21 protein-coding genes are annotated in these 24,225 nt (G+C 45.6%); 5 read left to right on the top strand and 16 right to left on the bottom strand.

Annotation, left to right across the window (positions count from 1 at the left end; translation table 11 throughout):
- The first annotated feature begins 101 nt into the window (after positions 1–101).
- The gene (locus QT984_RS06930; protein ID WP_333270415.1) at positions 102–1,421 is read left to right on the top strand and encodes a hypothetical protein; all 1,320 of its coding nucleotides are present in this window, start codon (positions 102–104) and stop codon (positions 1,419–1,421) included.
- Between the two features lie 319 nt (positions 1,422–1,740).
- Here the strand turns inward: QT984_RS06930 and argJ are convergent, their stop codons facing one another.
- From argJ to rpsF, 5 genes are all read right to left on the bottom strand, one after another.
- Positions 1,741–2,982 carry a bifunctional ornithine acetyltransferase/N-acetylglutamate synthase gene (gene argJ, locus QT984_RS06925; protein ID WP_333232420.1) on the bottom strand — a complete coding sequence of 414 codons (1,242 nt, stop codon included), beginning with the start codon at positions 2,980–2,982 and terminating at the stop codon, positions 1,741–1,743.
- Positions 2,983–3,309: 327 nt separating this feature from the next.
- Positions 3,310–3,450, bottom strand: a complete 141-nt coding sequence (locus QT984_RS06920) for a hypothetical protein (protein WP_015176121.1) — start codon at positions 3,448–3,450, stop codon at positions 3,310–3,312.
- 61 nt (positions 3,451–3,511) lie between these two features.
- The gene (locus tag QT984_RS06915; protein WP_006631905.1) at positions 3,512–3,706 is read right to left on the bottom strand and encodes a hypothetical protein; all 195 of its coding nucleotides are present in this window, start codon (positions 3,704–3,706) and stop codon (positions 3,512–3,514) included.
- A gap of 600 nt (positions 3,707–4,306) precedes the next feature.
- Positions 4,307–5,839 carry a right-handed parallel beta-helix repeat-containing protein gene (locus QT984_RS06910; RefSeq protein ID WP_333373619.1) on the bottom strand — a complete coding sequence of 511 codons (1,533 nt, stop codon included), beginning with the start codon at positions 5,837–5,839 and terminating at the stop codon, positions 4,307–4,309.
- A gap of 439 nt (positions 5,840–6,278) precedes the next feature.
- A complete protein-coding gene (gene rpsF / locus QT984_RS06905) occupies positions 6,279–6,614 on the bottom strand; it encodes a 30S ribosomal protein S6 (RefSeq protein WP_015176119.1) in 336 nt (111 codons plus the stop codon).
- Between the two features lie 66 nt (positions 6,615–6,680).
- Between rpsF and QT984_RS06900 the strand changes: the two genes are divergently transcribed.
- A complete protein-coding gene (locus QT984_RS06900; protein ID WP_333270411.1) occupies positions 6,681–7,547 on the top strand; it encodes a carbohydrate ABC transporter permease in 867 nt (288 codons plus the stop codon).
- Positions 7,548–8,089: 542 nt separating this feature from the next.
- Here the strand turns inward: QT984_RS06900 and QT984_RS06895 are convergent.
- From QT984_RS06895 to glyA, 8 genes are all read right to left on the bottom strand, one after another.
- A complete protein-coding gene (locus tag QT984_RS06895; RefSeq protein WP_333054684.1) occupies positions 8,090–10,642 on the bottom strand; it encodes an HDIG domain-containing metalloprotein in 2,553 nt (850 codons plus the stop codon).
- 229 nt (positions 10,643–10,871) lie between these two features.
- Positions 10,872–12,020: an ADP-ribosylglycohydrolase family protein gene (locus QT984_RS06890; RefSeq protein WP_333373616.1), complete on the bottom strand. Its 1,149-nt coding sequence runs from the start codon at positions 12,018–12,020 to the stop codon at positions 10,872–10,874.
- Positions 12,021–12,130: 110 nt separating this feature from the next.
- Positions 12,131–13,240, bottom strand: coding sequence for a transposase (locus QT984_RS06885; RefSeq protein ID WP_333054682.1), 1,110 nt, complete (start codon positions 13,238–13,240; stop codon positions 12,131–12,133).
- 266 nt (positions 13,241–13,506) lie between these two features.
- On the bottom strand, positions 13,507–13,947 hold the full coding sequence (aroQ, locus tag QT984_RS06880) for a type II 3-dehydroquinate dehydratase (protein WP_333208377.1): 441 nt from the start codon (positions 13,945–13,947) through the stop codon (positions 13,507–13,509).
- Between the two features lie 112 nt (positions 13,948–14,059).
- Positions 14,060–14,197, bottom strand: a complete 138-nt coding sequence (locus QT984_RS06875) for a hypothetical protein (protein ID WP_333054680.1) — start codon at positions 14,195–14,197, stop codon at positions 14,060–14,062.
- Positions 14,198–14,496: 299 nt separating this feature from the next.
- Entirely contained in the window at positions 14,497–15,753 is a 1,257-nt protein-coding gene (locus tag QT984_RS06870; protein WP_333208367.1) for a competence/damage-inducible protein A, read from the bottom strand.
- 220 nt (positions 15,754–15,973) lie between these two features.
- Positions 15,974–17,029 (bottom strand): MraY family glycosyltransferase, encoded by a 1,056-nt coding sequence (locus tag QT984_RS06865; protein ID WP_333054678.1) that lies wholly within the window; start codon positions 17,027–17,029, stop codon positions 15,974–15,976.
- 588 nt (positions 17,030–17,617) lie between these two features.
- Entirely contained in the window at positions 17,618–18,901 is a 1,284-nt protein-coding gene (gene glyA, locus QT984_RS06860) for a serine hydroxymethyltransferase (RefSeq protein WP_333054677.1), read from the bottom strand.
- Between the two features lie 168 nt (positions 18,902–19,069).
- Here glyA and QT984_RS06855 point away from each other — a divergent pair, with 168 nt between their 5' ends.
- Entirely contained in the window at positions 19,070–19,267 is a 198-nt protein-coding gene (locus QT984_RS06855) for a hypothetical protein (protein ID WP_190739976.1), read from the top strand.
- A gap of 142 nt (positions 19,268–19,409) precedes the next feature.
- On the top strand, positions 19,410–19,883 hold the full coding sequence (locus QT984_RS06850) for a Tic20 family protein (RefSeq protein ID WP_333054676.1): 474 nt from the start codon (positions 19,410–19,412) through the stop codon (positions 19,881–19,883).
- Between the two features lie 314 nt (positions 19,884–20,197).
- Here QT984_RS06850 and QT984_RS06845 read toward each other — a convergent pair whose 3' ends face one another.
- The 3 genes from QT984_RS06845 to QT984_RS06835 form a co-directional block, all read right to left on the bottom strand.
- On the bottom strand, positions 20,198–20,974 hold the full coding sequence (locus QT984_RS06845; RefSeq protein WP_333373612.1) for a fumarylacetoacetate hydrolase family protein: 777 nt from the start codon (positions 20,972–20,974) through the stop codon (positions 20,198–20,200).
- Positions 20,975–21,069: 95 nt separating this feature from the next.
- Positions 21,070–21,651, bottom strand: a complete 582-nt coding sequence (locus QT984_RS06840; RefSeq protein ID WP_333270405.1) for a 5-formyltetrahydrofolate cyclo-ligase — start codon at positions 21,649–21,651, stop codon at positions 21,070–21,072.
- A 472-nt stretch (positions 21,652–22,123) separates the two neighbouring features.
- Positions 22,124–23,518 carry an NB-ARC domain-containing protein gene (locus QT984_RS06835; protein ID WP_333373609.1) on the bottom strand — a complete coding sequence of 465 codons (1,395 nt, stop codon included), beginning with the start codon at positions 23,516–23,518 and terminating at the stop codon, positions 22,124–22,126.
- A gap of 147 nt (positions 23,519–23,665) precedes the next feature.
- Between QT984_RS06835 and QT984_RS06830 the strand changes: the two genes are divergently transcribed.
- Positions 23,666–24,175, top strand: a complete 510-nt coding sequence (locus QT984_RS06830; protein ID WP_333373606.1) for a hypothetical protein — start codon at positions 23,666–23,668, stop codon at positions 24,173–24,175.
- Positions 24,176–24,225: the final 50 nt, after the last annotated feature.

Genomic DNA, 24,225 nt, shown 5'->3' with positions numbered 1-24,225 from the left:
TCTCTTCACTTCCTCTGCGCCCTCTGCGGCCTCTGCGGTAAAATCATTCCAAAACAACCGTCAACGATATAAATCCATTAAATCAATCAGGAGTAACCGAAATGGGAATGAAATGCGTCCAGTGTAATACCGATAACAATTTGCGCGATCGTACAAGCAACTCAGGTCGCTGTAAACAGTGCAACCATCCGTTTGTCTTTGAACCCACTACCGTCACTGATAAAAAGTTGGCTTTCACCGATCCGTTTTTCAAAAAGGCGATCGAGAATATTTCCAGCCAAAATATGTTGTTTTTTACGCACAAACAGTTTTTGTATTTTATTGACCAAAAGCTTAAATCTCGCGCACCCGAAATCAGTTGGATTTTGACCTACTTCTTTTTTAGCGTATTTGCGGGAACCTTCTGCCTTACCTTCGCTATTGCTATTTTTCCCTCACAATTCGCAGTTATTATTACCTTCGCTCTCTACAATTTGATTTGGATATGGCTATTTTTTCACGACAGTAAATCTCCTGATCAAGGTATTCGCGGCAGAAGAAATAATGCTAAAAACCTCCAGATTTTAGGGGGAATTATTTTAGTGCTGGGCATTTCAGGAAGCCTAATATTTGATTATTCTTCAGGATACATCGTAGCGATTACACTAGGGCTATTTTCCTACTGGCTCGGCATTTCACAAAAAAAACGCCCACAGATAACTGGTGAAGGATTTCTTGTCAATCAAGCGCAGAGTGATAAATGGCTGCGAGACTGGCAAACAGTAAACGGCACATTAGAAAAACTGCTCCCTGCGCCTCGTCAAGAAGCTTTACCCGCCAGCATCGATCGCGAAGTTAGCGCCTACAGTTTCGATCGCGCAATCATCTGTGACAGTGACGAAATAGCTCAATTCCTCATTGCCAACAACGTCCATTTTGAAAACAACTGCGCGATTCTTAGTATTAGTGGCTATCCCCAAAGCATCTTCAGTACCGTGATTGAAATGCTGCGGCGCAATACCGATTTAAAAGTCTATGCACTGCACAATGCGAGCCCTGCTGGAGTTGGCTTGGTACATCAACTGCGAACTAATCCAAACTGGTTTGCGAATCAACAGGTGACAATTTTTGATTTGGGAATTTCTCCCCGTCAAATCTTAGCATCCCGCGATATGTTTGTGCAGCAATCTCAAACAATCGCACAAACAGCCCGTCAATTACCCGACGCTGTAAGGCAAAGTTTAACAGCAGAAGAACTAGCATGGCTGGATGCAGGCAATTTTGTGGAATTGGAATCGTTTACGCCGCAGCGGTTGTTGCGCGTGGTGAATTATGGACTTGCTCAGAGTGGCGATCCGCAGGGTAACGAGGGCTTAATATTAGTGGATGATAATGTTGGATACGGCGGCGGCTATGTGTTTGTCTCCGATAGTTTTGGTTAGGGCGTGTTTTCAAACTTGATATTAGACTTATTAATAATAAGCTTAAAAAGTCTTGAAACTTAGTCTGAATAATATTTTTAGCGCTCTTTTGTTAAACTCCTAAAAAGCTTATCTTGGTAAGGGCTTCAGCGATTTTAAAATGAGGAGCAAAAAAGCTGAGATTAACTCGGTGAGTAAAGGTTTCAGATTTTTTAATTTCCCCCCGTGGGGGGAAGTTGAGTTTAAATTGTGTGAAATTTGCCTTCAACTTTCTCTCGTCTGGTTTTGTTTGTGTAGGCGCGGTTTCTAACCGCCGGGACTTCTAACCGCCCGGACTTATTTAAGTCGTATACTCCGCATTAATCTTCACGTAGTCGTAACTCAAATCGCATCCCCAAGCTTTCGCAAAACCGCTGCCATCCCCCACACTAACCTGAATTAAAACCGTATCAGCCTTCAAATATTCCCCCTCCGCAGCCGCTTTCATATAATTACTTGCTGCAGCGCGATCGAACTCTTTAGGTTGTCCGTTTTCCATCATCAAAAAATCCCCCAATTGAATCCGCAAATTCTCTTGATCGAAAGGTACACCAGCGCGCCCAGCCGCCGCCGCAATTCTGCCCCAATTCGGATCGCGTCCGAAAATAGCAGCTTTCACCAAGGAAGAACCGACAATTGTTTTGGCAATTTTACTCGCAGAAACTTCATCTAGCGCGCCACTAACTTGCACTTCCACCAAACAAGTTGCACCTTCGCCGTCACGGGCGATCGCCTTTGCTAAATGCACGCAAACTTCTGTCAGCATCGCTTCTAATTTTTCAGCATCTGCCCCCATTTCTGTAATTGCGGGCGTGCGGGATTGACCGTTTGCCAAAGCAATTAGCGAGTCGTTGGTACTGGTATCGCCGTCAACAGTAATTTGATTGAAACTTCTGTTAGCCGCCCGACTCACCATTTCTTGCCACAAATGCGATGACACTGCTGCATCGCAAGTTACAAATGCCAGCATTGTTGCCATATTCGGGTGAATCATTCCCGAACCTTTGCAAATGCCGCCGATGCGGACGGGCCGATCGCCAAACATGGTTTCCAGGGCGATCGTTTTCGGCACTAAATCAGTCGTACAAATAGCCTTAGCCGCCGCATCGGAACCAGTTTCCGACGCCTCAGCAACTAATCGGGGAATTGCGGCCCTCAGCGGCTCCATTTTAATCCGCTGTCCGATGACGCCAGTGGAGGCCAAAAGAATTGATTCTGGAGGAATATTCAGCGCTTCTCCCAACAATTTGGCACTTTCGAGGGCATCTGCCAAACCTTGTTCGCCAGTAGCAGCATTAGCTTGTCCCGCATTGCACAAAATTGCTTTCGCGCTGGGTTTAGCTTGCAAACGCTGGCGGCAGTAGTCCACACAAGCGGCCCGGACGGTGGAGGTTGTGAAGACTCCGGCGGCGATCGCGTCTACCTCTGACAAAATTAAACTTAAATCTGGCAAGCCTGAAGGCTTCAAGCCCGCTGTAATTCCCGATGCTCTATACCCTCTCGGTGCTGTAACTCCGCCGTCAATTTCTTTCCAGTCCGACATGATGACCTCCCTAGTAGCCTTCAATCTGCTGAAAGGGGATTATACCATTTTAGATTTTAGATTTTAGATTTTAGATTTTAGACTTCGGCGTGAGCGCTCAGTCAAACGATTTTAGATTTTAGATTTTAGATTTTAGATTCTTTTGAACCCAATTTCCCATTCCCCATTCCCAATTCCCAATTCCCCATTCCCCATAAAACTAATCGCGGCTTCCAATCTAGAGTTAGAACTCAAGAAGAAGTCGCGACGGTTTTGTAATGAACATTATTAATTTTTAGCTGGCCAACAACAAACTCGATTAAACTATCTCGCCGTTGAAAAAAGGAGTTATTTGCGATCGATACTCGCTGGAGAACCAGCATCTAAACCAACTTCAGCAGCCACACGGCTCAGCATGGATTCCTGACGGTTTTTGACGACGTGTTGATGGCGCATCATCAGGTTGCGGGCTTGTTCTTGAGTTGACATAACTGATTTCTCCAAATTATAGGTAACAACTTCGTAGACAATTGTCGAAATTGAGCTGGCCCTAGCTCATAGTGGCGTTGCTGCGATCGTAACTGGCTTGAAAGCTGGGCTGCGGTTTGCCTTGAATGTGACCCCAGTAGTGCGTATCTTCCATCCCGACTTCGGTGGCGGTGCGGTTGAGCATGGATTGCTGACGGTTCTTCACAAGTTGGTGGTGGCGCATCATCAGAGAGCGAGCTTGATTTTCGGTAGACATAGGGGGTTCCTCCGTATTCTTTAGATTAATGTTGGGCTTGTTTTTTCTTCTCTTCTATCACTATAACAGACAATTCTGTATCTAAAGCTACCAAATTAAAATTGTCACAAAACTTTACAATTGGGCTATGGGGCGAGAATCTCGATCGAGGGTGCAGGGAGTGCGATCGAGCTTTGGCTGGTGGATTCAGGCCCAACCTCAAGCAGCAGTTGGCAAAATTTGACAATATTCATCTGGTCAGAGCCACATTTTAGCGGCTACCTAATTGCCAAGGGCAAAAATAACTTTATAGTTTGGTTCAAAGTTATAGATGCATAATTTTGTCTCTCAAGGGAGTAGAATTTGCTTGAGTTAACCGTAAATTTAATAAGTAGCTAAGTAGGTAGGCGCTGTAAAACACAATTATGTCAAGGATTGTAAAGTATCCTTAGCCCTAAGCGTGGCTAAGTTAGCCATGTTTACATATTGTTACATAGCTCGGTTTAATCCCGCTTACCAACTTAAATCATTATTATTGAGTTGTTTAATTAATTTTGTTTAGGTACTTAATACAACTACTAACAATTAATTATTACAGTACAACTTATTTTAATGAATGGTTTATTGGGGTAATTCAGGAAATTGAGGTGGAAACTTACCCTGCCACCAAAAATGGGGTTTTTCTCCATTGGGAAAAGCTCCAACTCTCATCTGAGATGCTTTAGAATTAGCAGTTAATGGGGTTGGGTTACTGATCGGAGATTTTAAGTAAAAATTCCCTTCTTCTGGATTAATAAATTGAGGTTCTTCTCTGACAGCAGCATTTCCATTCGTTCCATAGATATTCGCATAGTTATCAGGAAGCCATCCAGCAGAAATCGGACTGGTTGTGTTATTTTCTCCAAAGATTAAGTTCTGGCTAATCTCAATATCTTTTTGACGAAAAATCTTTTCGATGTCAGAGTTAGCCGCTAAATAGCGATCGCTATAACCGATTTGAAATCCCCTATTCTTGCTAAAAATATTATTCTTGATTTCAACATTTTGAAGATTATTAGAAAATAAATATAACCCTCCAGTAATCCAAAAAAAGCTTTCTCCTGGGTTCGGTTTACCATAACCATTATGATGAACCGTATTATTATAAATTTTAATATTATGCCGTAACCCATCATTTCCCCATCGGGCAAAGAGAATTCCGGTTCCCCAGTTATCATAAATTAAGTTATGGTGAAATCGAATATTTTTTGCTTCTGAACCTCCTTCTACTGCTAAAGCAAATCCTGCCCCATTACAATCATGAACAACATTATTAAAGACATCAACATCTTCTAAGACTCCAAACCAACTATCAACATATAATCCTTGTCGTGCCATGTGGTGAATATAGTTATGATGGACGGTTCCATATTTACTTTTTTCTTTAACATCAATCCCTTCTTTTTTACCATCCTTAACTAAGTTATAAGCAACTTCAAAATTTTTAACCCCACCGATTGAAATTGCTTCATGGGGAGCTTCTGAAAAATCATTTAAAAAGTCAGCCATCTTCAGATCGTTTGCATTAATAACCGTATTTCCCATTACTTTATAGTGATCGCCCCACCAAACACCAATACCAGGAGAAAACGTATTTTCTGTTTTATTATTATAAAGGTTAATAAAATGGCTGTTTCTAACTGTAATCCCCGAATTATGAGAATTAATAACTTCTAAATCTTCTACTTGAATATAACTAACATTTTGTAACAAAAATGCACCTTGATCGTGAGGATAATGGGATTTCTTACCAGAGGGAGGCTCTACTTTAACTGCATCCGCATAAATAATAACCCGTTCTTCAGGATAGGCTCGATAAGTAATCCAAGCCTTTTCTGTCCCTGAATTTTTAGCTTGAATTTGTTCGGTGAGGCGATAATTTCCAGCCCGAATATAAACTGTTTCACCCGCTTTTAATACCGACGCTGCGTGATTAATTGTTGACCAAGGATGCTCAAGTGAACCGTTATTTGTATCACTGCCCTTTGGTGCAACATAAAAAACATGAGGAGGGATTTGTGCTAAATTTCGCGATGTCCAGCACTCGCCACTAATTGCCCATAGAAATCCTGCTAATACTAACGTGATGAACCTATGAACGGTTTTTCTCATCATGAAATTTTATTAGGTAGCATTTAATCCTCACTGTTTCAAGATTAAAGCACTTTCGTAATTTTGTAAATCTAGTAAGTAGGTAGGCGCTGTAAAACACACTTATATTAAGGATTGTAAAGTATCCTTATCCCTAAGCGTGGCTAAGTTAGCCCTGTTTACATATTTTTACATAGCTCGGTTTAATCCCGCTTACCTACCTATAATTTCAATTAACATCAAGTCCCGCCCTTCAGAAACTATGCTGTACCCACAATTCCAGAGCTCCCCCTAGCCTCTTGTTCAGGAGGATGCCAGGGGGAGCGAAAGGCTCTGACGTTAGTTTTTCAAGTTGTGCGTACAGCGTAGCCCTTAAGAAAGGCGTGCCGGGGCCGAGGAATAAGCGGCCCTAATCGTCAAACAGTAGACGGGTACTACATAAGACGTTAAATTGACACGATCGCTACTCGGCGACTTCAGCTTCAGCTTCCGCTTCCGGTGCATCTGGCACATCTTGCTTGATTGTCAAATAGCGAATCACTTCTTCGCTCAGACGCATCGCGCGCTCCAGGGTAAAAATTGCAGCGCCCGGAGCTGTATAGTTCATTTGAACGTATACTCCGTCCCGGTGCTTGCCGATTTCGTAAGCCAAACGGCGCTTGCCGCGGTGCTGAGTTTCGATGTTTTCAGCACCTTGATCGCGCAAAATAGTTTGATATTTAGCGATCGCCTGGTCTGTCATTTCTTCACCCAAATCAGGGCGCAGAATGTACATAGTTTCGTAAATAAACGGTTTCATGGCAATAATCCCCTTATGGACAACAAGGCTTCTCACGAAGCAAGGACTTATTATCATATCCCAACCATGAACAATCTCAAAACTAAAAAACCAAATTCCCCAAACAACACTCCCTCGCCGTGGAGCACCCTGTGGACGTACAGCCTCATGAGCGCGATCGCACTTTTAATGCTGTTTCCCTTGCTGTGGCTGCTCAGTACCTCCCTCAAATCCCCCAACGAAAACATCTTTCAATTTCCCCCGCAACTGTGGCCACAACAGCCAACCCTCGAAAACTTCATCAAAGTTTGGCAAACCAACCCCTTCGGCCGCTACCTGTTCAACAGCACCCTAATTGCTGGCCTCACGGTTAGCATCAACGTCCTCTTTTGCGCCCTCGCCGCTTACCCCTTAGCCCGACTCAACTTTCGCGGCCGCGAAGCCATCTTAATCACGATCGTTTCCACAATCATGATTCCCTTCCAAATAGTCATGATTCCCCTATACATATTGACTGTACAACTCGGACTAAAAAATAGTTATTTAGGCGTAATCTTTCCCGGACTAGCCTCAGCCTTCGGCATATTTTTATTACGACAAGCATTTCTAGCAGTTCCCAAAGAACTAGAAGAAGCCGCCCGCATCGACGGCTGCAGCGAATTAGGCATTTGGTGGCACGTCATGATTCCGGCAATTAAGCCAGCTTTAGTCACCCTAGGAATTTTCGTATTTATCGGTTCTTGGAGCGACTTTCTGTGGCCACTGCTAGTTTTAGACAGGCCGGAATATTACACTTTACCTTTAGGTGTAGCCAATTTAGCCGGGACATTTTCCTTAGATTGGCGTTTAGTTGCGGCGGGTTCGATTATTTCTATTGTTCCAGTTTTAGGACTATTTTTGCTTTTGCAAAAATACATTGTGCCAACAGAAACTGCTGCTGGAGTCAAGGGATAGAATCAAGATAAACAATCGGCATTTATCCGCGTTCATTTGCGGTTGAAAATTAAAATCTTTTGAACTCACAACTCACAAAAATTACCGCATATTCGGTGGTTCATGAAGTACACGATCGGCTATATTATGTGGTGTTAGTCCGTAGGGTGCGGATCTGCTTCATATTTGATAAAGATTGCAGATTGACGGGTGTATCCGCACCTTACTCGCGTCTCTCTTCTTGTGTGTACCACATATACATGGAATATGCTGTATTTGTGATGTAGGAACAGCCAGCAATCTGCTGGATTGTTTACTACGCTGGGGTTGTAGATACTATCATCGCTTTTGCAAATGCGATCGATGCCGAAGACTGGCAAAAATTGCGATCGCACCTAGCCGGCGAAAGAGATATCGACTCTTCGGAATTTTGAGGAATCAAACAAACTATGGTAATTGTCAGCGACAATCCTGAAGTGCATGGCGATTTGCCCCGCAAACCGCAATAAAATCTCATTCACAACTGAAATGCGAACTGATTTTTCCTAACTAAAAATTTTCGCCTACCTGGGAGTAAAAACTGCACTAGGGTAAGCAATCCGCTTGTGATTGAACTGTTCCCAAACTCGCACAAAAATCTCCGCAATTAGAGACATATCCTCCCGCGTTAAATCCGAATCAATCAACTGATTATCCTGCCAGCGAGCCCTCAAAATCTTATTAACCATATTCAAAGCCTCTTCATGAGTAGCATCCTTGAGCGATCGCAAAGCAGCCTCGCAAGAATCCGCCAGCATCAAAATCCCGGTTTCCCGCGACTGCGGAATCGGCCCATCGTAGCGAAAATCCTCCTCCCTCACTTGGCGACTTGCGATTGTTAACTTTGAATTATCCGCATCTGGCAAAACAAGCTTTAAATCTTCTATTTCTTTGGCAGCAATTTGCTGCGCCTGGTGGTAGAAGTAAGCAATTAACATTTTACCTTGGTGTTCGGGAATAAACGCCTGAATTGCCTTCGGCAATCGATGCTTTCGCGCCATCACCAAACCCTCGGTAACGTGCTTTTTAATAATCTCCGCGCTCGCCCAAGGGTCATTAATTTCATCGTGCTTGTTGGCCCCGCCCATTTGATTTTCACAAAATCCCAGCGGGTCGTGCATTTTTCCAATATCGTGGTATAATGTCCCAGTCCTAACCAGCTCAACATTGCAGCCGAGTTCTCGGGCCGCAGCCTCTGCCAAACTCGCCACAAACAGCGTGTGCTGAAAAGTCCCAGGAGCCTCGGCAGCCAACCTCTTCAACAGCGGGCGGTTGGGATTGGCAAGTTCCGCCAGCCGGATCGGCGTAATCAAGTCAAAAACGTGTTCCAAATAAGGGCTGATGCCGATCGCCACAACGCTCCAAGCCAAACCGGCCAAACTTTGCGCGCCCACCGTACCGAGTACGACGTACCAAATTGCACCGGCAGCCGCGCTGGCAATCAAAGTCCCCACCAGATAAACGCTGCCCTGAGCCAAGCCGACAGCTACGCCCAAAAGAGCCAATTCCTCGCGCGATCGCAGCCGCCCGGCCATAAAAGCGCCCAGCAATCCGCCCGCCCCGCTAGCCACCAAATGAATCAAGTCCACATTTAAGCCAATGGGCAGCAGCGCCGACAGCAGCCCCACCACAGTGACTCCCACCGCCGAACCGTAGAAGCCGCCCGCTAAAATCCCGATCGCGGGCAAACTCGTCCAAGGCAGCCCCAAACTCACCAGCACTGGCGCGCTCAAAGTCAGCAGCAGCAATAGCAAATGATCTCTGCGGCGCAAGCGGTAGTGCCTTTCCACCAGCAGTACGATCGCAATTGCCCCCGCGACTAAACAAACAAAACCCGTCAGCCCCAGCCAATTCACCCCCCGTCGGCTCAAACCAAAATAGTCCAGCAACACGAAATCTTGCTGCGATATCTCTTGTCCTTGTGCAACAATTATCTCGCCCCGATCTACTGCGATCATCACCGGTTTCACCTTTTGCGCCGCTAATTCAGCTAGCTGTTTGGTTTCCTCCCGATCTCTCACCAGATTTGGCTGCAAAATCGCTGTTAAACCCTCCACCGCCAAACCTTGGGACTCTAACGGCACTTCATCAGCCACTTGCAGGTTCACGGCTTCTTGTAAAATCTCTTTGGGCAACCCCTGCGGGATACCTTGAGCCACCATTCTTTTTGCCGCCCGACTCATACCGGTTTGGGTTTTCTGCCAAGCTGCTTCGGACAAATCAAACAGCGAAGTATCGTAAATCTGGGGCAGCCCCAAAACCGACGGTTTTCCCAGCGCCTCCACAGCATTGAGATAGCGCTCGCGAGCAGAGGAAATACTGTCTGTCAGGCTTTGAAATTCTGCTGCCCTGACCGATCGGCTGTAAGCTTGCAGTTGAGCGATAGCATCTTGCTGAGACTTGTTATCTGTTGCCGCAGCAATTGCCGGGGAATCCAAACTCAATCGCTCGGAAGTTGCACTTTTGTCACCCGCTTGCGCCAAAATCCAGCGCCACTCCCACTCAGGACAGCTCCGCAAGTAAACCTGAACAGCAAGTGAGAGGGCCGAGGTACTCGCAAACGGAAACGGGCCTACCGCCTCCCGTAGATCGCTCCCATGCTGCAAAAATTGTTGCAATTCTTGATAAATTTGTCGATCGACCGCCGAATCCAGCATTAATATAGCTACAGCCCCTATCCGCGCTGCTTTCCGCTGTTCTTCAGTAGTTTTGTAATCCGGGACGCTAGCAGTAGCAGGAGCCTTAATCGTCTGAGGAGCTTTCGTCCCCACATCCAGTTTCGGCTGGTTGTAGAAGCGGTGGCCCAGAGTGCTGCTTAGGGAAACTACCGCTATCAGCGCCAACATAGGGGAACGAGCTTGATTTTTGAGGCTTGATTTGGAGGTTTTACTTGTAAATTTAGTAGTAAAAGTCTCGGGAAGAAGCCATTTCTGGCGCGACAAACGGCTCAGGAGAGGCCCGCCAGCGCGTGAGGTATCTGCTTTGCTGCCATTTTGCACTTTAGCAATGTGTTGGCGCAGTGAGCGCGCAGCCCCTAGCTGCTCAATCTGTCGCATCAATGAGGAGAGCGTATTCATTTGTGTCGAAGATATATCACTGTTATCCAGCAGCTTTGTCAGAATTTCTGACTATGCATCTTGATTGATTTTATCCGAACTACCCATATTCTCGTTGAAACCCGGTTTTGTGGGGCAGGCGCGTCCGATTTAATTTTTCACTTTTTAATCTTTAATTGGCGCTCTCCTTCCACTTTGGCTTTTGACTTGTTAGTTGCTGGTTTCCCCTTACTGTTAAAAGCTTTAACCTTTATATTTTACGAGGTCTAATGACATAAGGTGCAGCCACCGATCGGGCTAGCACAGCAGAATCGACTCCGGCATCGGGCCTGTAAACGCCTGCCCAAACAGCAAACAGGTTATTTGCTAACTCTACAATTTTTACATCGCTGCCAGTTCCCCAGAGCAAAGGTTCTCGGCCCTCGGCTAGCTGCTGCGAATTAACCTGAGCCGAAGATACCTGTCGCCATTCTACAGGAATCGCAGCAACGCCGTTATACGCTCCAGACAAAGCTCCCGTCAAAGCGCAGGTTATTTGTCCGGCTATACCACAGCGGGCAGCACGCACCACTGACAAGCGCAAGTCTTCTGGGGTGTTCAAAAAGCAGTAGAAAGCTAAGGCAATGGGAATGAAATTTCCTGGGTTGACAATTGACTCCCTTGGTAATTTTTTCTCACCTTCGCCCTGTCTTTCTCGCGCTTCTGTGGCGCTTTTGCACAGATAAGTGGCGGCTGTTTCTAAATCGGCTCCCTTTTCTAGTAGTATTTGCACTTGCAGCAGCAGCTCTGTTAAGGCATTCTCTGTTTTCAGGTAGGCAAGTGTTTGCTCGATCGCCGTCGCGGGGTCAAGTCTTTCTTTGAGAGAGCGGGCGATCGTATATGCTACTGCTAAAATTGCTGTTTCCCATTCTGGCGGGTTTTCGTTGTGCCAAACCTCTATCGCCAGCATGATTTTTTCTCGCAATTTGGCTTTATTTTCGTGAAAAAACATCGCCGATGGCAGCGCAGCAAGGGCAGCTTCACCAGGGTTAAGTAAGGTTGGAAACTCACTGTTGCGGGGATGGTAGATTTCCGACTTGGCAAATGCTTCCCAAGTATCGCGCCAATCTTTTAAATTTAAACCCCTACACCGAATTAAACTTTGAGCACACGCTACCGCAAGTGTCCCGGATGCGGATGAGTCTTTGCCACTTGGGATTTTACTGTTGACAGAATTCAACGCCAATGTTGCGCCACTTACGGTCAATTGTTGGTGTTTCGTCAGTTGTAAAATCGGCTGCAAGTCTTCTGTTTGGGGGGGAATACCGACGAGTTGCCTCTGGTATTGCAGGCCTAGAGAGTCTCCTAAAACTGCCCCCAGGATGGTTCCTTGAAACTTGCTCAACAGGGAATGCCGCATTTGAATTTAACTCAAGTTGTTATTGACATACTCCCCGGCTTAAAAGCGCGGGGATTCTTAACACTTCATTGACCGATACTACCGAAGTAGTTTTACGAGCGTCTCCATGTTCATTTAGAGTCGTGGCAATGCCCTATCCCGACTTTATTTATATTTTTGGCGGCGTTCTCATCTCTGTCTTGGTTAGTACCGCAATTGAGGCAGAGTATATAACGCACAGAGAGGTCTATTTTCCCCCACTTAAACCCGCAATCTGAGCAAACTTGGCTGGTAGGTTCCCAGCGACTAATTACTTTGAACTCTCTGCCATACTTCCCACATTTTCCATCGCACAAAGCCCTAAACTCACCCCAACCTTGCTGACTAATTGCCCTTGATAGCTTCCTATTTTTTACCATTCCTGCTACATTCAAATCTTCTAAAATGACAAGTTGATTATCCTTAGCCAAGTTAGTTGATAGTTTGTGCAAAAAATCTTTTCTAGTGTCAGCAATTCGGTTGTGCAGTCTAGCTATTTGCAGTCGGGTTTTATTCCGCCGTTTAGAGTCGAGTTTTTGACGGGAAAGTTTACGCTGTAATCTGCGAATTTTGCGATCTAACACTTTGTAGTCAGGGCTTACAGCTTTAGTCCCGTCACTCATTACAGCGAAGGTTTTAATGCCCAAATCAATGCCGACGCTGTGGTTCTTAGCTTCGACTTCTTCGGGGTCATCCTCTACTACAAAGCTGATGAAATACCGATCTGCACAATCCTTGATTATAGTTAAAGAGCTTGGATGGTCTGGCAATTCCCTAGACCAAATCAGCTTAACTCTGCCAATCTTTGCAAGGTAAACATAATCATCCCTCAACGAAAAACCGTTTTTGGTTAGTTTGGCGGATTGGCTGTTTGTCTTTTTTTTGAACTTTGGATAGCCGACTTTTTTTCCGTTACGTTTTCCTTTACAAGAATCCAAGAAATTCTTAAAAGCTGTTTCCAAATCAGAGACAGATTGTTGGAGGCAAATCGCCGACACTTCTCCCAACCATGCTCTCTCCTCAGTCTTTTTTGCCTGAGTTATTACAATTTTTTGCAGGTCTGCACAGCTAGGTTTTTTGGCAGAGTTTTTGCAAATTCTTAGGGCATCATTCCAGACTACTCTAGTACAACCAAACAATTTAGCTAAGCTAATTTTTTGTTCCGTACTAGGAGATAATCTGTATCGATACCGCGCTTTCATGCCTCTCTCTCCTGTGTTATTCTTATTATACTATACCACAACATCTGAGAAAATTAGGACAATTAAGAAATTAAAACCGTCCTATAAGGACGGGGCTTTAAACCCCGTTCTTTGGTAATTGGTAATTGGTAATTGGTAATTTAGAGTTCTTCCTGGTTTGCTTCTTTGCCTAACTCTTGTGATTAATTTGAATTCAACCCAAACATATAAGGGCTGGTTTTCCATCTAAAACCTGCCCTCATCCGATCGCTACCATCGGTAATTTTTTAATTTTTAATCAGGTAACTAACTAGAGCTTGCAGCCCCAGCCGATAACTTTCTGGGCCAAAACCGCTGATTTGTCCGATCGCCACCGCTGCGATAAAGGAGTGGTGCCGAAAAGCTTCCCGCCGGTAAATATTGCTCAGATGAACTTCTACCGCCGGGATATTCACCGCGGCGATCGCGTCTCTAATTGCCACACTCGTATGAGTATAAGCTCCAGCATTAATCAATAAGCCTTGGTGCTGCCCTAACATCGAGTGAATTGCATCCACCAATACCCCTTCATGATTCGACTGCTGAATTGAGACTTGCACCTGGAGGGCTTGCGCTTCTCGTTCTAGCAACTTGTTGATATCATTTAAAGTCGCAGAACCATAAACTCCAGGTTCTCGCTGACCCAATAGATTCAGATTAGGGCCGTGAAGTACCAGGATATTTAACAATTTTAAAATTTCCCGCGCAACAAAATTTAAGAGAGTTTTGACATGGTATTTAAAACCAGTCAACCACCTCAAAGGTCAAACCTTAAACATCAAACTTCTAATTCAGTCCCGACTACCTGCGATTCCTCGGTTGGTTGACAGGAATACGAATCGGTTCTAGTTCCGGTTGAGCTTCAGGATTCAGCAATCCTTCTATCAGCTTGCGAACCCATTCTTTAATTTGTTCCAGCACCTTTTCAATGTCTTCCATTGAACGGATAGCTCCTTTTTTTATAGTCTAGATTGCTAAACCGACGGCTAAATATCTGAAAATAAGCAAGCACGACTTTGAAACCAAAGGTCAAACTTGCTTTCTCGCTTGCTGGTTATTTTCAGCAATGGAGAGATTCAGTATCTTGGCCAATCAGTCCTATCTTATTATCATAACGAATCTTTACAGATAATCAAGAGGCAAAAGGAAAATTGCCGAATTATATCGGAGTAGAGAGTGTTAAATAAAGCTTAAGCTTACGGTTGACTGTTGACAATTGACCAATCGTAGGATTTTTTCTACACTTTTGCCAACAATAATGTACGCCGGAGTCGATCGAGCGCCGTACAGCTACTCAAATTCCGAATCCACTCGCGGCCTCTGGCATCGCCAAAACGGTATTCAAAACTTTCTGCGGATCCGTCGGGCCCCGCTAAACCGACATAAACCAGTCCGACAGGTTTACCGTCGGTGCCGCCTCCTGGCCCGGCGATGCCTGTAATGCTCAACCCCCAATTGGTATTGAGGCTGGCGCGAACTCCCGCAGCCATTTGTTTTGCCACTTGGTGGCTGACTGCCCCCAATTCGGCTAAATCTTGGGGATTAACACCTAATAATCCTTCCTTAATCCGATTGTCGTAAGAAATAATCCCGCCTAAAAAGTAGCTCGAACTGCCGGGAACACCTGTCAGCATCGCCCCCAATCCTCCTCCCGTGCAGGATTCAGCCACGCTGAGAGTTTGCCCCGCATCCAGCAACAATTGGCCCACAGTCGAAGCGAGGGTATCGCTATCAGCACCGTAACAGTCTAAGCCGGCAATTTGCCGCAATTGTTGTTCGATCGGCTCAATCAAGTTTTTCGCAGCAACTTTCTCGTTTGCGCGGGCCGAAATCCGCAGTTTGACTTCGCCGTGATTGGCGTAGGGAGCCACAGTAGGATTAGTTAAATTCAAAAAACTATCTACTTTTTCCGCCAATGCTGACTCAGAAATCCCCCAAAATTTCAATGTGCGGCTGTAAATAGTGGCGCTGCACCAGCCGTTATTTTGCAGGTAAGGAACGGCGGTTTCTTGCCACATCAAGTGCATTTCCGCCGGTACGCCGGGAAATGTCATTACTGTCACGTCAGAAACCGGTTGCCAAATAATGCCCGGTGCAGAACCGCTGCGGTTCGGCAGAATATCCGCAGTTTCTGGAATTAAAGCTTGCTTGCGATTGCTGGGACTCATGGTGCCTCCCCGCTGGGCATATTTGTATTCGATATCGGCGATAATTTCCGGCTTTTCTATTAAGGGAACCCCAAAAAAATCGGCGATGGTTTCCACTGTCAGGTCGTCTGGTGTGGGGCCCAGACCGCCGGTGAAGAGCAAAAGCTGCGATCGACTGACGGCGATTTCTAACACTTGTTTGATACGTTCTGGATTGTCCCCCACCACTGTTTGATAGTAGTGAGGTATTCCCAGACTCGCTAATTCTTTGGCTAAAAACTGGGCATTGCTATTAAGAATATCGCCTAACAGCAATTCAGTGCCAACACAAATAATTTCAGCAACCATTATTCGATTTTAGATTTTAGATTTTGGATTTTGGATTGGGGAATTGGGCATTGGGCATTGGGCATGGGGCATTGGATTGGGGAATTGGGCATGGGGAATTGGGCATGGGGCATGGGGCATGGGGCATTGGGCATTGGCCCGCGCAGGGCATTGGGAATTAGGCATTTGGCATTAGAAATTATTTTTCTTCCTTCTTCCTTCTTCCTTCTTCCTTCTTCCTTCACCTAGCGTGTCTCCAAACTTTCCAGCTAGCATATCCCAGCAAACTTGTTGCACCCATAGCGTAAATTACGCCGCTCGGAAGCGAAAAAGCTAGGGCTAAACTTCCCACCCACAGTGTCAGTGAGTAAATAAATAAAACCGCAAATCGATGGGAGAGTCCGGCTTCTAGAAGTCGGTGGTGGAGATGGCGCTTGTCAGCAATAAACGGTGACTTGCCGTTGCGAAGTCGATCGAGAATCACCGCCGACATATCTAAAATCGGTACAGCTAAAATTAAATAGGGCAGCAACACAGAAGTAACAGCCGTAGTTTTAACCAACCCAATTACTCCCACTCCAGCGAGAGTAAACCCGATAAAATAAGCCCCGCCATCTCCCATAAAGATTTGAGCCGGATTGAAGTTGTAGCGCAGAAACCCCAATGTCCCGCCAGCTAAAGCCGCTGCAATCAGGGCCGCCGCTGGTTGCTGCATCGCCAAACTGACAATCAGCATCACAACGGCTGCAATCCCTGAAACTCCGGCTGCTAAACCGTCCAAACCGTCAATCCAGTTGATGGCATTCGCCATGCCGACGAGCCAAATCACGGTAATTGGCAAGCTCAGCCAGCCAATATTAGTCAGTCCCAAGGAGGGAACTGTCAGAAACTCAATCTGTACGCCCGCGTACCAAACGATGCTGGATACGCCAATTTGCATGAGCAAGCGTTTTAAGGCCGAGAGCGAAAATAGGTCGTCTGCTAAACCGATGAGGAAGAATCCGATGCCGCCGAGGGTGACTCCCCAAATTTCGTATTCGTCTTTGGGATTGAGAACTTGTCCGTTAGCATCGAGGAAGCCTCCTGAGATCCAGACAAATAAGAGGGCAGTGATAGTGCCGAGAAAGATGGACACTCCTCCCAAGCGCACCATTGGGCGCTTGTGGACTTTTCGCTCGCCTGGCCGATCGACTCGCCCGCTTTTGAGACCAATTTTTTTGACTATTGGTGTACTCCAGAGGACGACGATCGCAGAAACCAGGAAAGCGAGTATGTGGTACAGATACTGGTACGGCATCTGAAATCAATTTTAAATAGTGCGGGGCAATTAGTCTGTCAGGCAGAGTCTACTACATTTCAGATGGCTTATAACAAGGAAACATCTTGAAGAGCGACTGGGGGTTTGGGAGTCGGAGATTTGCCGCAATGGCAGTTGCAGGAGGACGAATTGTCAGGTTTTTCATTTCTAACTCTCGAATTAACGATTTGAAATATCGACTTTTTCGCGAGCAAAAAAGTCGATATTTGGCGAGCGGGCCCAGTTGAACGGTATCTTTCGCAACCGACAAATACCGTTAGTCAAACCAGCCCCGCCCGACAAATATCTTTACTAAAAACCGTATTGGCGATCGATATTTTTGGTGAAAACCGCTTGTCAATATCGCTACCGGCAACTCTCAATCTTTTCCTGCTCTTTATATCCGCCCCAAAGCGGTTACAAGCCCCCGATACAATCGATGGTCGATCCCAAAATTTAAGATGCTAGTTCAATCCCCCAGATTCAATGCGAGAAGAAATCTAAAATCTAAAATCTAAAATCTAAAATCGACTAACCCTTTTACCCGTACACTTCCAACTACCAATTTCCCGTTGCAGATCAGGAAAATTAAGCTAATGCCGGCACTTTCAAGTACAAGTGGGGATATAAGGGGAAGCGATCGCACAGTGCTGCTACTCGACGCAAGCAGTCGGCTGCAACGCTTTCATCATCGGGATTTAGCAGGCGATCGGCAATAATATTGCCAATCTCGGTAAATTCTGCTGTTCCCATTCCCCTGGTGGTCATCGCCGGCGAACCGAGTCTCAAACCGCTGGTGACAAAGGGAGATGCCGGATCGAAAGGCACGGTATTTTTATTAGCAGTAATATTCACACCGCTGACTAATTGGTCCGCTACCTTGCCTGTCATGTTTACCGATCGCAAATCAACTAGCATTAAGTGATTGTCCGTGCCGCCGGAAACGAGTTTTAAACCCCGCTGCTGCAACTGTGTCGCTAAAGCGCGCGCATTTTCAATTACTTGACCGGAATAAGTTTTAAATTCAGGCTTTAATGCTTCGCCGAAAGCTACTGCTTTGCCCGCAATGACGTGTTCTAATGGCCCACCTTGAGTGCCGGGGAAAACTGCTTTGTCAAACTTTTTACCTAATTCCGGGTCATTGGTCATAATCAAGCCACCACGGGGGCCGCGCAGGGTTTTGTGAGTAGTGGTGGTGACTGCGTGACAGTGGGGGAGGGGGTTGGGGTGGTGTCCTGTGGCGACTAACCCGGCGATGTGAGCGATGTCGGCGAGCAGGTAGGCTCCGATTTCGTCGGCGATCGCTCTAAACTTCTCAAAGTCGATAATTCGCGAATATGCTGAATAGCCGCAAATTAGCAATTTCGGTCGGTTTTCTTTGGCCAGTGCCAAAATTTCGTCGTAGTCGAGCTGTTCTGTTTCTTGGCTGACGCCGTAGTGATAAGCTTTGAACCATTTGCCGGATACGTTGACCGGCGAACCGTGGGTCAAGTGTCCGCCGTGGGACAAATCCATGCCCATTATTCCGTCTCCGGGTTCCAGCAAGCTCAAAAATACTGCAAAGTTGGCTTGAGCGCCGGAGTGGGGCTGGACGTTGGCGTGAGCGGCTCCAAATAGCTGTTTGGCGCGATCGATCGCGATTTGCTCGATGCCGTCAATAAATTCGCAGCCGCCGTAATACCGTTTTGCTGGCAGTCCTTCGGCGTATTTATTGGTCAGCACTGAGCCTTGAGCGGCCATTACTGCTGCGGAGGTAAAGTTTTCGCTGGCGATGAGTTCTAGGTGGTCTCGCTGCCGCTGGAGCTCTTGCCCGATTAAATCGGCAATGAGCGGATCGGTTTTGGAAAGGAATTCTAAGTTAGTGTCCGTCACAATAATCAACCTCTTGACAATTTTGGGATTGGGAATTGGGGATCTTATACCGTACTACGGATTTCGCACCATTGACATAAATATTACGTTGTGTTCAGGTTAAGCGGTTTGTCCCCAACTCCTGACATACAATGAAATTACTGGTGTGAAACCTGCCGGAGGTATCAAATGTTAGTCATTTTAATGGAAAATCAGATGCTTGCCCCTCAGTGTGTTTGCCAAAGTTGTTTGCTGGCCGATCGCACTGGCCAACCGCGCTGGAGTGGTGGAGAGCTTCGCTGTGGACATCCAGTTGCTAAACCTACGGAAAATTTGCCCGATCGGTACGAGTGTCAAATGGGCTTCACGATCGCTAATATTAAATAAAAAAGCCTGCATCTGGTAGTTGGGGCTGCTCCCTGCTGAGTGAAAAGCAAGTTCCGGCAGAGTCGAAACACAAACCCTGCTGCTGCGTTATCCTGAGTTTAATGGAATTAATAGTTCACCGATCGACTCAGGAGAGTTCATTATGACTTGGCGCGGGTCTACAACTGTTACAGACCGGATTTTTGCTTCTTTGCCTTATTTGCTCCCGTTGGTTGACGGGCTGGCCTTTGGCAGGTTTCTGTTTACACAGTTTCCTGTGCTGCAACTGTTGTTGATACCGCTAGCTCCTTTGATGCAAATTTATAGTTTGCCCTTTGCTAGCTTGGTTATTTTCTTTGCTCTGTATTTAGGAGTAGTTAGAAACGAAAACATCAGTCACTTCATTCGTTTTAATGCGATGCAGGCGATTCTTTTAGACATTGTTTTGATGCTGTGCGGTCTGGTTTTGCCGATTTTTTCTAACGGCTTACAAGTCGCATTTATTGCGGAAACTCTGTATAACATGGTGTTTTTGGGCGCTTTTGCTGCATTTGTCTATGCAGTCGTGCAGTCGCTTTTGGGACGCTATGCAGAGATTCCTCCGCTTTCGGATGCTGTTTATATGCAGGTACGATAAATCAGTCATTGGTCATTGGTCATTGGTCATTAGTAGGGAGAGGGCGCGTGCGTGAAATGGTTAACTCTTTCCAGGGCGCAAATCATCGCTAAACACGGCCCTAGAAGCTCCTAAAAGACATTGTTGTTTTTGCACTTACCTAATTAATAACTAATGATATCATGTCCGATCGATTGACGATAATATCCCGGCCGGGCGGGTTTTTGAGATTGTCAATTATTGGCAGATATTGTGGGTGAACCCGCCCCTACCTGATTTGGGGCGAAGCGAAGCGGAGGGAAGCGACCGGACATGATATGACTGATGACTGATGACTAATGACTAACAACTACTGTATTTTCAAGACTGCCGATGCCTTCAATTTCGATGCGGACTCGATCGCCTATTTGTAGCGGCCCTACTCCTTGCGGCGTTCCCGTCAGTATCACATCGCCGGGAATTAGGGTCATTATTTGACTGATGTAGGAGACGAGAAAGTCTGGGGAAAATACCATGCGATCGATCTGGGATGACTGTACCGGTCGCTCGCTGTCATTGACAAAAGTCTGCAACTGTGCTGCAGGACTCAGTTCGCGGACAATCCAAGGCCCCAAGGGACAAAATGTATCGAACCCTTTGGCCCTCGCCCACTGGTTGTCCCGCTTTTGCAAATCTCTGGCTGTTACGTCATTGGCGATGGTATAGCCCCAAATTTTGCTGTGTGCTTGTTCGGGAGTGCAGTTGGTACAATGTTCGCCAATTACCAGGGCCAATTCTCCCTCGTAGTCTACCCTTTCCGACTGCTGCGGATAACGAATCGCTCCACCGGCAGGGATGACGGCACTCGGAGGCTTGAAAAATAGCAGGGGTTCTTCCGGTACAGGGGTTCCCATCTCGGCGGCGTGATCGACATAATTTTTGCCTACGGCTACAATTTTTGAGGGAGAGCACGGGGCGAGAATTTGGTAAGTATCTGGTGAAAGTTCCAAATCGGTTGGTTGTCCTTTTAACCAGGGCGGTGCATCAAATACTTGAACGCTGTGACTGAGTTGCAGTAAACCGTAATGGATGTGTCCTTGTGTTGTTTTAACTCGAACGTAGCGCTGGGCCATACTATTTTAGATTTTAGATTTTAGATTTTAGATTCTAGATTCTAGATTAAGAGGATATAGGCATAATTGCGGAAAATTAATTTGTTTAGGCCCGTTTAAGATTTTTGGTCTACGATTGTCAAATCGCTTTCCGTGCAAATTCCGTACAGCGGTTTGTCCCAGGAGTCAACTGGTAGCTGGGGGATCGAGGCAAATTCAAAGATAATGCCGATCGTAATTTTTGATTCCCACTCAGCTAAACTGAGCATTCTGTCGTAATAGCCGCCGCCGTAGCCCAAGCGATAGCCGCGAACATCGCAGCCTACTGCAGGTACGAGCATTAAATCTACTTCTGAGTGGTCTATTTTAGGAGCATCCGGCAGGGGTTCGAGTATGCCATAAGCTCCAGTATGTAAAGCATCTCCGGGCTGCCAGATGTGCCAGGATAGCTCTTTGCCGACACAGCGGGGAAATCCCCATTTGCGGGGAGTTACAAATAGGGGACTTAAATCTGGTTCTTGGCGACAACTGAAGTAGGCGAGGATTGTTTTTGCTTGGGTGAATAGGGGCGAGTTTTGCAGGTGATTGCAGAGGCTCGTGCTCTTTTGTGTCCATTCTTGTCCTGATAGGGATTTGCGGGTGTGGAGGAGCGATTTTCTTAATTCAGTTTTAGTTAATGCAGGTTCAGCAGTGTTCATATTTGCGATCGAATCTCTCGTTTGAGTTCCAGTCCGACAGGGGTTGAAAACCCCTGTCTCACAGCGAAAGTCCTCTCAAAGAGGACTACAATTAATTGCGTTTCCATCACACTCTGCAGTCGGTTTTAACCGACTTTAGCTTTGAGGCAGGGGTTTAAACCCCTGCCGGACTGTCGGACTGTCGAAAAGTATCAACATTCGGTTTTAGTTAATGAAGGTTCAGCAGTATTCATATTTGCGATCGAATCTCTCGTTTGACTTCGAGTCCGACAGGGGTTGAAAACCCCTGTCTCATAGCGAAAGTCCTCTAAAAGAGGACTACAATTAATTGCGTTTTCATTACACTCTGTAGTCGGTTTTAACCGACTTTAGCTTTGAGGCAGGGGTTTCAACCCCTGCCGGACTGTCGGGCTGTCGGACTGTCGGGCTGTCGGACTCCCGGACTGCCGGACTGTCGGACTGTCGGAAAGTATCAACCAACTGGATTTGAGAGCACATATTGTCTCACCACAGGACAAACGCTGAATAGCGTTTCATTCTCCTGTTCTTCTATTTCAACGAGCGATCGCCTCCCCAAAGATTGCAGCCCGTCAAATAAGTCGGAGGGCGATAAATCGGCATCTTGTAGCAATTGCTCTATTGAAACTGAATTTGCTTCGCGGCTGAGGCGGCAGATTAGTTTTTTTTCTAATTCTGACAAACGATTTATCTGCGGGTGCAATGTTGCTGCCAATTCTTCACCTAAGAATATCCTATCATATTTTAAAAATTCTGCAACCCTACCTCGGAATATTTCTTGAATGGTGGTGGCGACTATTTTTAACCACAATGGATTGCCTCGGTAGGTGTTAATTAAGTTTTCCCATGTTTCGGGATTGAGTAAACTTTTTTGTCGGAAAATTTCCACTGCTGCGGCACCTATGCCTTTGAGTTGTAAGCTGCGAACTTGTGAATTTTCACCTTTTAACGCGGTAATTTCTCTGGGTGGTTCCCAAGTGTTGAGGATTAAACAACTGTTGTGAGTTGTTTCTCCGATTTGTCTGAATAGGATGCTATAATTTTCGCATTCTGGGCGGTAATTTCCTGCTAATTGTCCGCTGCTGAGAATGGTTTGCACGTCGTCGATGATAATGAGACAGCGGTTTTTTCGCAGATATTCCATTAACAGAGAAATTCGCTCTGGGATGCTGGTAGGGAGTTCGATTTCTGGTTTATTTAAGAGAAATTCTAGGAGATTTTTTAGGGTAGTTTCTAATGGTGGGGAGTGGCGGAGACTTCGCCAGATGACGTATTCAAAGTTATGCTGAATTTTTTGGATGAGGTGGAGGGAAAGTGCGGTTTTGCCAATACCGCTAATTCCTAATATTGCTGCGAGGGTGCACTTTTCTTGGACGATGGATTTTTCGAGGGTGGCGAGTTCGGATGTGCGATCGCACAATAATGAAATATGAGGTGCGTCTGCTAAGTCTAGTCTGGTTTGGGGTTGGGATGTGTCTGAGGTCGGGGTTGAGGGCGATCGTTCTTTTGGAACTTCGGGAGATTGGCTATCTGTATTGACATTGACATTACAAAATACAAAATCCTTACCAAAATTTTGTGAAACAATGAATACTTGTCGCCTCTCAAGTGTTGAGCGTAAATTCGATTGAGTTACTTCTTCATCTAATACATTTGATAAACGCTTCCATAATTTTGAGGCGATATTTCTGACGTGACCTTCACTACAATATGATGTTTTTGCGATTTGAGAGTATTTTTGACCTTCCCATACACCCCGCAGGATAGCTTTTTGCAGATCGTCCAAGTGCTCTCCTGTTTTGGCGAAAACCATTTCGTCAGCCAATCTCAAGACTTCTTTAACGTCCATTAGTTAAGTATGTATGGAGGTCTTGGCTATTTTATCATATTTTTTATGACATTTTATGACAAAGATGACATAAGCTGACTTTTTTAATGATTAATATCTGATTTGTTCTGATACTTTCAATGTAAAAAAACTAGAATATTAGCTATATTGATATTTAGTACAGCAGGTGAAATTATTGTAAGTTTAATGATTTTTCACCGAGTATCAGGTTCGCCATCAACCATTTTATTGATACCAGGAAAATTAGGGGGTTCAATGGCAAAGCATATTTGGAAAAATCAACCGCTGGGAATTCTGCTATTTATGTCAACTTTTTGTATGTCTTTGACTATAAATTGGGGACAAGGAATAAATCAAAAAGCAATGGCTTACGAACCACATGAATTTGTGTTCATTAGTGGATTACCAAATTTGCGAAATATGGATCAGCAACGGGCAGATTCTGTCTGTAACAACAATTTTGCCGAGCTTAGACAGCTAGGGATTTTCGATGAAAGAGTTCAAAATAATACTTGGCATATCTGGGCACACGTTAAAAACGGAGACTGTGTGATAAATATTCGCAATTGGTCGGGAGGCAGGAAGGATCCTGTTGATTGGACACCTAGCAATAATCCAAAAAGGAGGATTCGGGTTAGTGTTCCAAAATTTAATTAACAACTGAAGTTTGAGCATAGGCGATCGCCCTTCCTTCACTGAAGTGCGAT

Source organism: Microcoleus sp. Z1_B2, from assembly GCF_036700325.1.
GTDB lineage: Bacteria > Cyanobacteriota > Cyanobacteriia > Cyanobacteriales > Microcoleaceae > Microcoleus.
This window is presented reverse-complemented; position numbering and strand designations above follow the sequence as displayed.

Bases quoted from the DNA above. Each gene is read 5' to 3' on its own strand.
- QT984_RS06855 (WP_190739976.1), top strand. From the start codon at position 19,070: ATGTTAGTCATTTTAATGGAAAATCAGATGCTTGCCCCTCAGTGTGTT.
- QT984_RS06900 (WP_333270411.1), top strand. From the start codon at position 6,681: ATGAACAATCTCAAAACTAAAAAACCAAATTCCCCAAACAACACTCCC.
- QT984_RS06865 (WP_333054678.1), bottom strand. From the start codon at position 17,029: ATGCCGTACCAGTATCTGTACCACATACTCGCTTTCCTGGTTTCTGCG.
- QT984_RS06910 (WP_333373619.1), bottom strand. From the start codon at position 5,839: ATGATGAGAAAAACCGTTCATAGGTTCATCACGTTAGTATTAGCAGGA.
- QT984_RS06930 (WP_333270415.1), top strand. From the start codon at position 102: ATGGGAATGAAATGCGTCCAGTGTAATACCGATAACAATTTGCGCGAT.
- QT984_RS06835 (WP_333373609.1), bottom strand. From the start codon at position 23,518: ATGGACGTTAAAGAAGTCTTGAGATTGGCTGACGAAATGGTTTTCGCC.
- QT984_RS06895 (WP_333054684.1), bottom strand. From the start codon at position 10,642: ATGAATACGCTCTCCTCATTGATGCGACAGATTGAGCAGCTAGGGGCT.
- rpsF (WP_015176119.1), bottom strand. From the start codon at position 6,614: ATGAAACCGTTTATTTACGAAACTATGTACATTCTGCGCCCTGATTTG.
- QT984_RS06845 (WP_333373612.1), bottom strand. From the start codon at position 20,974: ATGGCCCAGCGCTACGTTCGAGTTAAAACAACACAAGGACACATCCAT.
- QT984_RS06890 (WP_333373616.1), bottom strand. From the start codon at position 12,020: ATGCGGCATTCCCTGTTGAGCAAGTTTCAAGGAACCATCCTGGGGGCA.
- QT984_RS06850 (WP_333054676.1), top strand. From the start codon at position 19,410: ATGACTTGGCGCGGGTCTACAACTGTTACAGACCGGATTTTTGCTTCT.
- QT984_RS06870 (WP_333208367.1), bottom strand. From the start codon at position 15,753: ATGGTTGCTGAAATTATTTGTGTTGGCACTGAATTGCTGTTAGGCGAT.
- argJ (WP_333232420.1), bottom strand. From the start codon at position 2,982: ATGTCGGACTGGAAAGAAATTGACGGCGGAGTTACAGCACCGAGAGGG.
- QT984_RS06915 (WP_006631905.1), bottom strand. From the start codon at position 3,706: ATGTCTACCGAAAATCAAGCTCGCTCTCTGATGATGCGCCACCACCAA.
- QT984_RS06840 (WP_333270405.1), bottom strand. From the start codon at position 21,651: ATGAACACTGCTGAACCTGCATTAACTAAAACTGAATTAAGAAAATCG.
- QT984_RS06875 (WP_333054680.1), bottom strand. From the start codon at position 14,197: ATGGAAGACATTGAAAAGGTGCTGGAACAAATTAAAGAATGGGTTCGC.
- QT984_RS06920 (WP_015176121.1), bottom strand. From the start codon at position 3,450: ATGTCAACTCAAGAACAAGCCCGCAACCTGATGATGCGCCATCAACAC.
- QT984_RS06885 (WP_333054682.1), bottom strand. From the start codon at position 13,240: ATGAAAGCGCGGTATCGATACAGATTATCTCCTAGTACGGAACAAAAA.